The 13,221-nt window shown below is 60.8% G+C and carries 11 protein-coding genes and 1 pseudogene; 3 read left to right on the top strand and 9 right to left on the bottom strand.

What is annotated here, in order from left to right:
- The gene (gene urtB, locus AB4Y32_RS04915; RefSeq protein ID WP_439899750.1) at positions 1 to 1,608 is read right to left on the bottom strand and encodes an urea ABC transporter permease subunit UrtB; all 1,608 of its coding nucleotides are present in this window, start codon (positions 1,606 to 1,608) and stop codon (positions 1 to 3) included.
- A gap of 262 nt (positions 1,609 to 1,870) precedes the next feature.
- The gene (gene urtA, locus AB4Y32_RS04910; protein WP_368720244.1) at positions 1,871 to 3,175 is read right to left on the bottom strand and encodes an urea ABC transporter substrate-binding protein; all 1,305 of its coding nucleotides are present in this window, start codon (positions 3,173 to 3,175) and stop codon (positions 1,871 to 1,873) included.
- Positions 3,176 to 3,572: 397 nt separating this feature from the next.
- Between urtA and AB4Y32_RS04905 the strand changes: the two genes are divergently transcribed.
- Positions 3,573 to 4,937: an aspartate aminotransferase family protein gene (locus tag AB4Y32_RS04905; RefSeq protein ID WP_368720243.1), complete on the top strand. Its 1,365-nt coding sequence runs from the start codon at positions 3,573 to 3,575 to the stop codon at positions 4,935 to 4,937.
- 119 nt (positions 4,938 to 5,056) lie between these two features.
- On the opposite strand, the gene AB4Y32_RS04900 is transcribed toward AB4Y32_RS04905, so the two are convergent.
- The 5 genes from AB4Y32_RS04900 to AB4Y32_RS04880 all read right to left on the bottom strand — a co-directional run bounded on the left by AB4Y32_RS04900 (position 5,057) and on the right by AB4Y32_RS04880 (position 8,207).
- Positions 5,057 to 6,130, bottom strand: coding sequence for a hypothetical protein (locus tag AB4Y32_RS04900; RefSeq protein WP_368720242.1), 1,074 nt, complete (start codon positions 6,128 to 6,130; stop codon positions 5,057 to 5,059).
- A 10-nt stretch (positions 6,131 to 6,140) separates the two neighbouring features.
- Positions 6,141 to 6,635 (bottom strand): hypothetical protein, encoded by a 495-nt coding sequence (locus tag AB4Y32_RS04895; protein ID WP_368720241.1) that lies wholly within the window; start codon positions 6,633 to 6,635, stop codon positions 6,141 to 6,143.
- A 158-nt stretch (positions 6,636 to 6,793) separates the two neighbouring features.
- Positions 6,794 to 7,318: an STM3941 family protein gene (locus AB4Y32_RS04890; RefSeq protein ID WP_368720240.1), complete on the bottom strand. Its 525-nt coding sequence runs from the start codon at positions 7,316 to 7,318 to the stop codon at positions 6,794 to 6,796.
- A gap of 86 nt (positions 7,319 to 7,404) precedes the next feature.
- On the bottom strand, positions 7,405 to 7,857 hold the full coding sequence (locus AB4Y32_RS04885) for a hypothetical protein (protein WP_368720239.1): 453 nt from the start codon (positions 7,855 to 7,857) through the stop codon (positions 7,405 to 7,407).
- Positions 7,858 to 8,030: 173 nt separating this feature from the next.
- Positions 8,031 to 8,207: a hypothetical protein gene (locus tag AB4Y32_RS04880; protein WP_368720238.1), complete on the bottom strand. Its 177-nt coding sequence runs from the start codon at positions 8,205 to 8,207 to the stop codon at positions 8,031 to 8,033.
- 158 nt (positions 8,208 to 8,365) lie between these two features.
- On the opposite strand from AB4Y32_RS04880, the pseudogene AB4Y32_RS04875 reads away from it, so the two are divergent.
- Positions 8,366 to 8,554: pseudogene (locus AB4Y32_RS04875) on the top strand (FAD-dependent oxidoreductase); the annotation flags it as partial.
- A 326-nt stretch (positions 8,555 to 8,880) separates the two neighbouring features.
- Here AB4Y32_RS04875 and AB4Y32_RS04870 read toward each other — a convergent pair.
- Both AB4Y32_RS04870 and AB4Y32_RS04865 read right to left on the bottom strand, forming a co-directional pair.
- Positions 8,881 to 9,573, bottom strand: coding sequence for a hypothetical protein (locus AB4Y32_RS04870; RefSeq protein ID WP_368720237.1), 693 nt, complete (start codon positions 9,571 to 9,573; stop codon positions 8,881 to 8,883).
- A gap of 537 nt (positions 9,574 to 10,110) precedes the next feature.
- Positions 10,111 to 11,763: a sigma-54 interaction domain-containing protein gene (locus tag AB4Y32_RS04865; RefSeq protein ID WP_368720236.1), complete on the bottom strand. Its 1,653-nt coding sequence runs from the start codon at positions 11,761 to 11,763 to the stop codon at positions 10,111 to 10,113.
- Positions 11,764 to 11,982: 219 nt separating this feature from the next.
- On the opposite strand from AB4Y32_RS04865, the gene AB4Y32_RS04860 reads away from it, so the two are divergent.
- Entirely contained in the window at positions 11,983 to 13,212 is a 1,230-nt protein-coding gene (locus tag AB4Y32_RS04860; protein ID WP_368720235.1) for a CaiB/BaiF CoA transferase family protein, read from the top strand.
- Positions 13,213 to 13,221: the final 9 nt, after the last annotated feature.

Genomic DNA, 13,221 nt, shown 5'->3' with positions numbered 1-13,221 from the left:
TCATGCCTCCGCGCTGCGGCCCTTCAGGGCGAACATGCCCTGCGGACGCTTCTGGATGAACAGCACGATCAGCACGAGCACCGCAATCTTCGCGAGCACCGCGCCCCAGAACGGCTCGATCGCCTTGCTCACGAGTCCGAGCCCGAAGCCGCCGATCACCGTGCCCGCCAGCTGGCCGACGCCGCCCAGCACGACGGCCATGAACGAATCGATGATGTAGCTCTGCCCGAGGTCCGGGCCGACATTGCCAATCTGCGACAGCGCGCAGCCGCCGAGTCCCGCAATGCCCGCGCCGAACGCGAACGCGCACGAATCGACATACGCGGTCTTCACGCCGACGCACGCGGCCATCCGGCGGTTCTGCGTGGCGGCGCGCACGAAGAGACCGAGGCGCGTCTTCGTCAGCACGGCCCATGCAATCGCGACGACGATCAGCGAGAACGCGAGGATCGCGAGGCGGTTGTACGGCAGGATCAGGCTCTGCATCACCGTGACGCCGCCGCTCATCCACGACGGATTTTGCACCTGCACGTTCTGCGCGCCGAACAGCACGCGCGTCGCCTGGATGAGAATCAGGCTGATGCCGAAGGTGGTCAGCAGCGTTTCGAGCGGACGGCCGTACAGATGCTTCAGCACGAGCCGTTCGAGCACGATGCCGACGAGCGCGGCGACCACGAACGAAGCGGGCACGGCGATCAGCGGATACCAGTTGAACGCGCCCGGCGCATAGCGTTGCACGAGATTCTGCACGACGTATGTCGCATAAGCGCCGATCATCAGGAACTCGCCATGCGCCATGTTGATCACACCGATCAAGCCATACGTGATCGCAAGGCCGAGCGCCGCGAGCAGCAGCACGCTGCCGAGCGACAGACCCGCGAACAGCGTCCCCGCTATCTCGCTGCGTCGCTGGATCGAATTGAGTGCATCGATGCCTTGCCGCGCCGCTTCGCGCACGCGCGCGTCGCTCTCGGCGAAGGTGCCGTCCGGCTTCTTCGCTACGAGCGGACGCAGCAGTTCGTACATGTCCAGATCGTGCCGCGCGGCGACGAGCTTCACCGCTTCGAGACGCTTCGCGGCATCGCTGTCGTGCAGCGCCGTCATCGCCCATAGCGTGTCGAGGCGCTGTTTCAGCTTTGCGTCCGTTTCTTTCGCGCGCGCCGCGTCGATCTGCGGCTTCATCGACGGATCGGGATTTTGCAGAAGCGCGGCAATCGCGGCGGCGCGCTTCGCGGGATCGGTCGAATCGAGTTGCAGACCCGACAGAGCGCCCGATACTTTCGAGCGCAACAGATTGTTCAGCGCGATCGATTGCGCGTCGTCTGCGGCGACGGTCTTGCCGGTGACGGCGTCGCGTGCGGTATCGCCGTCTCGAATCAGCACTTCGCCGGAATCGGTCGCGAGCACGCTGTCTTCGGCGAGCGCCTTGAGCAGCGCGAGCGAAGGCGCGTCGTGATTCGCGATCAGCTTGTCGATCGCGGCGGACTTCGCGTCGAAATCGTCGCCGGCCAGCGGCGCGACGTCGGCGGCCGTCAACGCATGGGCGCTCGCCGGCGCGAACGCGACGAGCGCTGCGCCCAGCGCGCATGACGCGCCAAGCAGGCTCATGCGCTTGCGGGCGTTGCGCAGCCAATCAGCGCGGCGAGCAGCGAGCGTGGAAAGTGAATGCCCCATGATGGTCTTGAGAATGAAGCCAGCAATCAGGCCAGCAATCAGGCCAGCGATCCGACGCGCAATGCCGTCGCATGCGAAAAGCGGCAAGCGAGGTATCGCGCGATTGCGCCGTGGGTTTGCTTCGATACGTGCATCGAAAGTCGGATGCCGTGTGCGCCGATGCGTTCGTGAAGGCTGAACGCACCGGCATGCCGCGTCACGCGACGCGCGAACGGCGGCGCAGGAACTCGGGAATCGACGTGACGACATCCGGCTTGCCTTGGTTGCCCGCAATATACGGGCTCCACGGCTGCGCGCGAACGGCCGTCTTCGTTTTCCACACGACGTTGAACTGGCCATCCGCGCGCACTTCGCCGATCATCACCGGCTTGTGCAGATGATGATTGCCGTCCATTTCGAGCATGAAGCCCGACGGCGCCGCGAACTTCTGGCCGATCATCGCGACGCGCACCTTGTCGACATCGGTGCTCTTCGCCTTTTCGACGGCCTGCTTCCACATGTGGATGCCGACATAGGTCGCTTCCATCGGATCGTTCGTCACGCGCTTCGAACCGCCCGGCAGGTTTTGCGACTTGACCCATCCGGCCCATTGCTCCTTGAACTTCGAATTGGTCGGGCCTTTCACCGACATGAAGTAGTTCCATGCGGCAAGGTTGCCGACGAGCGGCTTCGTATCGATGCCGCGCAGTTCCTCTTCACCGACGGAGAACGCGACGACGGGCACGTCGGTCGCCTTCAGCCCCTGGTTGCCGAGTTCCTTGTAGAACGGCACGTTCGAGTCACCGTTGACGGTCGAGATCACGCACGTCTTGCCGCCCTGCGCGAACGTCTTGATGCTCGCGACGATCGTCTGATAGTCGCTGTGACCGAAGGGCGTGTAGACCTCCTGGATGTCGGTCTCCTGAACGCCCTTCGACTTGAGGAAGGCGCGCAGGATCTTGTTGGTCGTGCGCGGATACACATAGTCGGTGCCGAGCAGAAAGAAGCGTTTGGCACCGCCGCCTTCTGCGCTCATCAGATATTCGGTGGCGGGAATCGCCTGTTGATTCGGCGCGGCACCCGTATAGAACACATTGCGCGACATCTCTTCGCCTTCGTATTGCACGGGGTAGAACAGCAGGCCGTTCAGTTCCTCGAACACGGGCAGCACCGACTTGCGCGACACCGACGTCCAGCAGCCGAACACGCAGGCGACCTTGTCCTGCGTCAGCAGTTGACGGGCCTTTTCGGCAAAGAGCGGCCAGTTCGACGCGGGATCGACGACGACGGGCTCGATCTTGCGGCCCATCACGCCGCCGCTTGCGTTGATCTCGGCGATCGTCATCAGCGCGGTGTCTTTCAGCGACGTCTCCGAGATCGCCATCGTGCCCGACAGGGAGTGCAGGATGCCCACCTTGATCAGGCCGCTGCCCGACGACTGCGCACGCGCGAAAGGTACCTTGCCCGCGAGCGCGAGCGCGCCCGACATCGAGCCGAGCTTCAGCAGACTGCGACGTTTCATATGCTTCCCCTTGCCATGAATGGTGGTGAGTGGCGGACGGGTATGCGTGTCCGATCCCTGTTTGCGTTATGTGTGCAGAGCCATCTGTACAGAATCGTGCAGGGCGGGATACTGCAAGGCATATGCCAACTTGCCGCATTGCTCTTCAACGGACGCTGAGCGTGCTGCAATGCGGCTCGCTGACGACGCGACATCGCGTGGCGCGATGCGCTTTGAGCGCGAAAGCGGTGCAACGCAAGGTGTTTCGCCTCGTCGAGGTGCGCGTCGCGCTGCAACGGAGCGCGAGTGGTGATTCGTCATATCGGCGGGCCGGTGCGAAGACGCTGCCCGGTTGTGCACGGCCGGGCGCGTGCCTAAACTGGAAACCCAACTGACCTCATTTGAGAGGAGACAGCAGATGACCGAACGCGCTACACCTTCGGCCACGGCCCCTACGTCTGCCACGCCCGCCAATGCGCCCGACATGTCGGCGTTCTGGATGCCGTTCACCGCGAACCGGCAGTTCAAGAGCGCGCCGAGGCTGCTGTCGAGTGCGAAGGGGATGTACTACACGTCGTACGATGGCCGGCGCATCCTCGATGGCACGGCGGGGCTGTGGTGCGTGAACGCGGGACATTGCCGCGACGAGATCGTCGCCGCCGTGCAGGCGCAGGCCGCCGAGATGGACTTCGCGCCGACGTTCCAGATGGGCCACCCGAAGGCATTCGAAGCCGCGACCAAAATCGCGAAGCACACGCCCGGCGACCTGAAGCACATCTTCTTCACGAACTCCGGATCGGAGGCCGTCGATACTGCATTGAAGATCGCGCTCGCGTATCACCGCGCGCGTGGCGAAGGACAGCGCACGCTGCTGATCGGACGCGAGCGCGGCTATCACGGCGTCGGCTTCGGCGGCATTTCCGTCGGCGGCATCTCGCCGAATCGCAAGGCGTATTCAGGCGCGCTGCTGCCCGCCGTCGATCATCTGCCGCATACGCTCAACATCAAGGAAGCGGCGTTCTCGAAAGGACAGCCCGCGTGGGGCGCGCATCTTGCCGACGAACTGGAGCGGCTCGTCACGCTGCACGACGCATCGACGATCGCGGCCGTGATCGTCGAGCCGGTGGCGGGATCGACGGGCGTGCTGATTCCGCCGCAAGGCTATCTGCAGCGTCTGCGCGAGATCTGCGATAAGTACGGCATCCTGCTGATCTTTGACGAAGTGATCACAGGCTGGGGGCGACTCGGCGCGCCGTTCGCCGCGCAGTTTTTCAACGTGACGCCCGATCTGCTGACGATGGCCAAGGGCACGAACAACGCCGCCGCGCCGATGGGCGCCGTGGCCGCGAGCGCGCGGATTCACGATGCGATCGTCAACGGCGCACCCGCGGGCATCGAGCTTTTCCACGGCTATACGTACTCGGGGCATCCGATCGCGGCGGCCGCTGCATGCGCAACGATCGAACTGTACGAGCGCGAAGGGCTGTTCGAGCGTGCGGCGAAGATGGCGCCTCTCTTCGAAGCGGCGATTCACAGGCTGAAGGGCGAGCGGCATGTGATCGACGTGCGGAATCTGGGACTCGTCGGCGGCGTGGAACTGCAACCGCGTGACGGCGCGCCCGGCGCGCGCGCATATGACGTGTTCGTGCGCTGCTTCCAGAAGGGCGTGCTGACGCGCTACACGGGCGACATTCTGGCGTTGTCGCCGCCGCTCATCATCGATGAGGCGCAGATCGACGAACTGTTCCGCACCGTGGCGGAGGTTTTGAAGGAAGTGGATTGAGCCTGATTTCAGCCTGATCTCAGGTCGCCCTGCATTCCGCTCAATGCCGTATAGAGAAGAAGAACGGCAAGCCGCTCCTGAAGACCTGATCAAAGCTGCACAAGCATGCGCAAACATGATCAGGACGTCACCCGAGCAGTGCTGATGACGGATTCGCGCCAGGGAATCTCGCCCCGGATGTCAGGATGGCACCACTGGCCGCGTTGCCGGGGCCAGTGGTGCGGATCGGCGCATGAACGCACCCCCTCCGACCGGACATGCGCTGCATGCGCCGCTCTCAGCCTCTTCCTCACGCCGGCCCAGTGCGACCACACATGCTTTGCACGATTCCTCACGGGTAGCGCAAAGGTGACGTGGCCCCTCCTGCGCGCGCACAATGCCGCTGCGCGCTGCCGGGCGTTCAGAAAATCCCAGACCTCTTCGGGCAACCGCACATGCGGCGCCCATGTGTATCGATATCCCGTGCCGCTTCGCGTAGTTGACCCCCCAATCACTGACGTCCACGCCGGGTTGACCTCGATCGTCTCGACGCCGCGGCGGAAGCATGCACTGTCCAGGCCCGCCATGATCTGGCCATACGCGAGCGACGAAAGCATGCGTGCGTAGCGCGCGTCGGTCGCCTCGAGCTCCGCCTTCTTCGTTGCGAAGTCCAGTGCCTCATGCACGACAGGCTTGCCGGCCGCGCGGGCGAGTTCCGCAATCGCAACACATGCGTCGCCGATCCGTGCCCGGTTCTGCTCCGTGCGCTTGCCATACGTGACGAGATCGATGCGCCAGCTGCGCATGAGGTTTCCCGATGAATCAACTTCAGCCACGGCGAGATGATCTGCATTGATGTCCACGCCGATTGCACCGCACAGGCGATGGCTCGCTCGGTCCGGTGGCGCAACATCGACGCTCGCGAACACGCGCCATCCCTTACCGTCGCGCAGGAAGCGGTAACTGATCGCGGTGCCGGTGCGCTTCCACACAGGCCTGCCGTCCCTTGATGTCGTCTGGATGCGCTGGCTCGACAGGATCGCCTTCACGACGTCCTCATGGCCATAGGCGAACCGCACACCAGGAATCGTGACGTAACGGCTTTCAGCAGCGAGCACATCCGGGAGGCGCAGCTTTAGCGTGAGCGAACCATTGTCTTCGACGCTGGCCTGGCACGACTGGTTGCCCGCCGTTTCATCCCTGCTACCAATCACGAAGAACTGGCTATCGCGCCCGCGCGCGCCACTCCTCCCGCCATTCGGCATGGCTTGCATACCCGTTTTGCGCGAGCGAGAACTGCGCACGGAAGAGCCGGCGCGAGCCAAAGCACAGCCGCACGCGACCAGCCTCCTGGTCCGCCTGGATCTGGGCGATCTTCGACTCGAGAATCCCCAGACGTCGCCGCTTCTGGTGCAGCTTCGTACTGCCTGGCGCCTGCTTTTCGAGCCGGGCGATCACGGTGGCGGCACGTTTGATCCGCTGCGTCAGGGATGCTGCGCGCTCCTTTCTGTGCGCGACGATGCTGTCGACCTTGCCCTGCAGGCCGATGCGCACCGCGTTGAACTGTCGGGCGGTCAGCCCAAAGCGCACGATAAATTCGCGCTTGAGCGTATTCATGTCCGTGTCGCCTGCCTGAAGCGCGGCGAACAGGCTTCGCTCAGCCCGGCCGTACAGCTGCGCATAGGCGTCCAGCCACGCTGCCGTGCCGACGCCCAGCATTGGGCGTGTCTGGTAGGTGTACAGGGGATGTCAGTTTGACGGCAGACAGCGGCCGGTCATTGGCCGATGCCACCCGGCGAGTCGACGGTTGCGGACAACTGACAGGCGGCCAGGCGATTTGATACTTGGCCCGGAGGGTCGCCTAATTCGGAATGGCCCTAGCTGCCCCCGCGCTGCTGTAGATAGAACTCCATATGTGCCACGACTACTTCGAGTCCCACAGACACAGCCGCCTGTGGGATATTCACAACATATCCACTAAGGCTTGCGTTTTTCCGCAATATTGCCCGAGCCAGCGGGCCGCACTTTGCCAGATAGTCGTTCGGATTACGTAGCGAGACACCCAGATACTTTTGTCGCGAACTGCGGAAGGTCAGAATGATAATCCTCGCTTCTGTAATGTCGGACCATCGAATTAATCCGACCGACGCAGCCGACGCCTGATCGGTGAGTCCATCATTGTTAATGATAATTGCGGGCTTTCTCCGCAGCAGCCGGGATAGCACGAACAAACCGCAAGTGCCGAAAAACGGGATGGCTATAGCTACTGCTATCGTCGATCTGACACTCATCGAGGCCGGATTTCGTGCCAGCAACAGTGCACACAAGACAACTAAGAGAAATGAGCCGAGTAGCAAGGTGGCGAGCTTTCCGCGGCTTTGGTAAACGACGATGGGTCCCAATGCATCCTCCCGATGTCTCCTTGCATGCGATACAGCAGATGAACTCCTTACGTGATGAATAACGGCGTATCGGGCGGAGTCTGAAGTCACCGGGGAAAAACAAACGTTTGCACATTGCCCCGGACAGACAGGATCTGATGGGCTGAACATCTGCCAGCCGATATTGAACGGGTTATGGCTTCTTTGGGTCTGACAGCTGCCGTTGATGCGCCGCGGAATCGAAGGGCAAGAATGGGTCGCTTTATGTCTTTTGCATGATGCGCGCGCCCGAGACGATCATCCTGCCCGGTCGGGGGACGCAGTCGGCCAATAGTTGCCGTTCTTGAGACCTTGTTTGCGAGATTCTTACCTTTTTCGCGCAGATAGGTGCAGAGATATGCGCCTACACCGGCCGCAATGATCGTCATCAGAAAGGTCACCATCGCCGATCTCCTGTGGGCTACTCGCCTTCGGGGGCAAGGGCGAAATACCCGGCCATGGTCGTCCAGGAAGATGATCTCCTGAGCGCTTTCAAGCAGGTGGAGTTCGGCATCAGTCATGTTGACCTCCCGCGGCCCGCCTAGCTCCACGAAAAGTTCGCCATTGTTCTGATAGAACTGCTGGACTAGCACTCTTTCGGCATGATGGCTTCCCCGGACGAATGGCGCGTTTTACGCGGGGCGTCGGCCCTGTCTACGGTGCGGGGCGCGCCAGCGCCCCGAGTGTCGCCGGGTTACTCCTCCCCGGCGGCAAGCGCGAAATAGCCGTCGAGGCTTCCCAGATACACGACATCCGCTGCGCGCTCGAGCTGATCCCGCTCGTCGTCGGTCACATCGAGCTCGTTCGGCTCCCCCACTTTCTGGAACTTGTCTTCGACCTTATGAAACTGCTGGACTAGCACTATTGGCATGATGATCTCCCCATGCGGACATCCTATTTTATCCACCAAGCGTCCTCAGATCGAGGCAACTCGCACGATGCTGTAGACCGTCGCGGTCGTCACCAGTCGCACGCCGCGTTCGCCGAAGGCGCGTGCCCCCGATGCATTCCACAATGTGGCAACCGAGGGGCGACGATGTCGTCAAGGCTGGACGCTGGTCGCGCACTCGGGATCCTTACCTGCTCGAATCGAGTGTCCCAGGAATATTTGCCTGTGGTGTGAGGTTGAGCCCAATCAAACGGGTTGCATCTGCCGTCGGCGAGGGGAGCATGGCGATAGCGTTCGTGCACAAATACCTCCTGGAGAGGCATCAGTAGCGTCTGCTTTCCCCTGACGCGGACGAGACCTGCTTCGAATCGATCGGGACGGAATTCGCCAGACGGCAGTCGGCCAGTTCCCGCCGATTGTATGAGCGCTCTCAGACGGACGTTGGAACGTCAAATGCACTCGGATAGCGGACCTTCACCGGTTAGAAATGCCCGTCGCGTTACGGCCTTCTGGGACCTTCGCTCGCCAGCGCAGATCTGCGACCGCGAATTCCGGAAGATCGGCAACTCCCCGTCCGTCGATGAGCGTGCGTGACACAAACGCGCATCACTCATTGATAACAGGGAGAAGTCAGTCCATCATCTGGCTGGCCGACTTAAAGAGGATGATTGAGGTCGGCAGCAAGCTGTGATGCGAGGCTCTGCGCTGCTTCTGTCAAGTCGCTCTTGATGTCGGCCGCGGCAACATTCTGCTTGCTGAACCTGAACGTCTGCCGATATATCGCATTCCCCGCGTCAAGCGGATCTGCCTCGCTTGGCTTCTTGCGGAATTGCATCAGCTTGTCGGATTTTGGAAACATGACTGCGTTGGCCGAAGCATAAAGGTTTCCTGACTGCAACTGATAGGCAACCTCGACAAACAGGACCGCGCTCGCCGTCGATTTATCGAAAACGATCCGCTTTTGCGAGCTCGAGCTGACGGTGTCTACGTCAAGCGGAGCACTGAACTTGATGTCGGGAAGCTTCGCAACCGCCTCATTGGACGCCTGTTTCATAACCACACGAAAATCGTAGTCCCGGAGCTGCTCGAACATCGGCGCTGCATTCGATTCGGCGTTCGCGCGTCTGGCCGAATCGATACCTGCTGCAATCAAAGCGCCGAGCAGCCCGGTCGCCCCCGGGTTCGTCGGCGTGACCGTCACCATAAGACTGTTTTGCGGGATGAACAGGGTGCCGCTCACCTCGCCGAGCTCGTGTTGTTCCTGCTTCGTTAGTGACATCGTTGGCGACACTGCGCAGCCCGCCAACATGGCCAAACACATCACCGAAATGGACAGTTTTTTAATCATTCTGGAGTAGCGTTATTTTCTTGTTTGCGAAAGTCCGCTCGGTATTCGAACATCGTCCGCGATACAGCGGCCTACTCTCAAATTCAGTCGTTTCGGATCGAGAGACGACGGCGCCGAACGGTTATGACGGTGGGCAACCCATTCGATTGCGACTGATTAACGGCACTTGCTTGTCAAAACTTGAGACACGGATATTGCGGTCTGCATGGTCGTCAATACCGGAGCGGCTGTCGTCGCGCACGCGGTCATGCATCGAAGGGTACCGGTGCGACTCGGTGAGTGTCCGCACCGGCCGATCATTTGCCCTCGAAGGACGATATGGAATGCTCGTTCGGCTCTGTATACCTGCCCTTGAAAGTGCGACGGCTCGACACCGGTCCGACGACCCATCGTAGAGTGGGTGATTCCCACGATAACCAGGCAGTTATCTCGGCACGTCCGCTGCTATCCGTAGCGCTTGGGTGCGCGACATGATTCGCGACGCGGCCTGACAGCCTTAGCTTCCGATGTGAGCGTTGGACACCTGGGAAACAGAACCTACGCCATGTTCAGTTCTTTCAGACGCTTGTAGAGATAGGAGCGCGACATCCCCAGGACCTCGGCGACGCGTTTTTTGTTTCCCTTGTGCCTTTCCATGGCTTCCAGAATGAGGTCCGATTCAACCTTTTCTTTCGCTGATCGTACGTCACCGTTTGCCAGTGGTGCAGTTGTCGTCGCGGTGTGTTCGACAGACAAAACAGAAGTGCTGTCTGTTGCGACACCTTCGAAGCTTTCGACGGAAAGCCATTCTCCATCGCTGAAGATTGTTGCCCGTTCGATCGCATGCTGTAGTTGTCTAACGTTCCCTGGCCATGCACGCGCCTGAAGATGACGCACAACTTCCGGGCTGACCGATTTTTTGGGGACGCCGTGACGCCTTGCAAAGTCCGTGAGAAACTTTTCTGCAAGCAAGGGGATGTCGTCCAGACGCTCCCTCAAAGGCGGCAGGCGCAGCGTGACGGCGCTGATGCGATAGAACAAATCGAGACGGAATATCTTCTCTTTGATCATCGAATCGAAATTGCGGTTACTGGCGGATATCAGGCGAAAGTCGGAGTGCTTTGCACGGTCGCCGCCAACGCGCTCGAAGGTGCCATCTTGCAAGACCCGCAGTAATTTGACCTGCATTTCGAGCGGCATGTCGCCAATCTCGTCGAGAAACAGACTGCCAGTGTCGGCAAGCTCGAATTTCCCTTTGCGTCCTTTCTTGTCAGCGCCAGTGAACGCACCGCCCTCATATCCGAACAGTTCGCTTTCCACGAGATTCGCGGGCATCGCGGCTGCATTCACCAGGACGAGAGGCTTGTCATTGCGACTGCTCAGCAGATGAATCGCGTGAGCGACGAGTTCCTTACCTGTACCGCTTTCCCCGACCAGCAAAACAGGTACGTCCAGCGGCGCTACGCGAATGATGTCCTCCTTCAAACGGCGCACTACATCGCTGTTCCCTACTATCTGATCGAGACCATACGCGCGATTGCGGATACCCGACAACTCCCGCTTGTAGAAGGCGAGTTCCTGACGCACGCGCGCCAACTCGGAGCTTAGTCGCTCGATTGATTCGGGGCCCTTGAACATGACCTGCCCGATGGCGCCAACGCACTTGCGGCTGCGGTCGAAGATTGGCGTACGGGTAACGACGCGCGTCACGCCATTCATTTCCTGCACCTGGCCGATCTCGCCTTTCCCCGTCCTGACGACTTCCTGGAGCCGGGTGTTTTCGATGACTTCCGTTACGGGTCGACCCGCACCTTCGCCATGACGCAAGCCGAAGAATTTCTCGTGGATAGGGCTGATGTAGCGCAGCGTCCCTTCCTTGTCGACGACCGTGACGGCTTCAAAAGGGTTCGTGACGAAATGGCGCAGGATGTCGTCGGAGAAATCGACACTCGCAATGAATTCGGTGAGCTCGTCACCTTGCGCGGCCTGGAAGAGCAGAAAGCACGCCCCTTGTGCCGTGCTGACCGTTGCGACAGTCAACGGCTGTTCTGACGAATCGAGCGCGACGAGACGCTTCAACGGTGTCACAGACCGGCGTCGCCAGAGCGCGGTAATGGCATCAATCACCGACGTATCGCTGCCGAGTCCCGCTGCGAACCGCACCTGACCGGCGTTATCGAGCACCAGCACGCCCGTAGAGGGCTGGTCCATGTCTCCTCCATTTTGTGTATTCGCTCGATAAAAGTGTAGTCGAAAAACACAGGCCCTGTCGCAATGTGTATTTGCAGAAGACACGATTTCGCCTCAGGTTATAGAGGGAAGGGCAGCCATTGATGGCGGGAAGCCTTGTCGGGTGGGCCTTTGCGTAGGTTTCGCTCACGACTGGCACGGAAGTCGCAGTAGAGCTGCCAAACGCCAAATGAGACGACGATGACACCGATCGATACATTACCCATCGTAAAGACGGCCTCGGGACTTGAACTCCTGAAGGGGGTACGGGTGCTGGATCTGACTACTTCAATTGCGGGGCCTTACGGCACCCAGCTTCTCGCGGACCTCGGTGCCGATGTGACCAAGATTGAACGTCTTCGCGCTGGAGACGATACGCGCGCATGGGGTCCTCCGTTTCTGCATGGCGAGTCGCTCTGGTATCTCAGCATGAACCGCAACAAGGAGAGCGTCACCCTTGACGTTAGCCAGCCCGAAGGCCGGAGCATTCTTGATGACCTTCTGGCATCGAGCGACGTGCTCGTCGTCAACATGGTCCAGCATGTGCAGCGAAAACTCGGCCTCGATTTCGCGACGCTCCGAACGAAGTTTCCTTCGTTGATCCACGTTGCACTGACGGGCTTTGGTTCGAATGGGCCGAGGGCCAACCTGCCGTGCTACGACCTCATCGCAGAAGGCTATTCCGGAGTGATGGACCTGACGGGCGAGAAGGACTGCGGTCCGCAGAAGGTTGGCACGCCCGCAGCGGACCTGCTTGCAGGACAGGATGTCGCGCTAGCAACGGTCGCTGCGCTGTTCGAACGCCAGAGAACGGGTCTCGGCAAGGGTATCGATGTCTCGATGCTGGCGAGCATGGTCCGGTTCATGGCACCACGCATTGTTCCCTATCTCGGTTCGGGCGAGCAGGTTACGCGTTCCGGTGGTCGCGATTCGGTGATCGCGATTTATCAGGTGTTCGACACGGCTGACGAGCCGATCACACTGGGCCTTGGTAACGACGCGATATGGCATCGGTTCTGGGCAGCGGTTGGTCAGCCCGAATTTGGCCAATCGGAAGCGTTCGACAGCAACGCCAGCCGTCGCAAGGAACGCGCACGCATCGTTCGCACCATCGCGGCACTGCTTGCCACCCGTACCCGCGAGTACTGGCTCGGTCTCTTCAATGAGCATCGCATTCCCGCAGGTCCGATCAATCGGGTTGACCAGCTTGTTCAGGATGGTCACCTGCTCGAAGAGCGCCTGTTCTATGCCGCAGAAAGCGCGGCGGGCAAGGTGCCGCAAGTTGGCCTCGGCATACGCTTCGATGGCAATAGCGAGACGCATCGGCGTGCCCCGCCGTCACTAGGCGCTGACACGGAGCGTGTATTGCGCGAAAGGCTCGGCATGTCGGACATATGTATAGCCGGGCTCCGCGAGCGCGAGATTATCTAAACCCATTCC

Source organism: Paraburkholderia phymatum, from assembly GCF_040965635.1.
GTDB lineage: Bacteria > Pseudomonadota > Gammaproteobacteria > Burkholderiales > Burkholderiaceae > Paraburkholderia > Paraburkholderia phymatum_B.
This window is presented reverse-complemented; position numbering and strand designations above follow the sequence as displayed.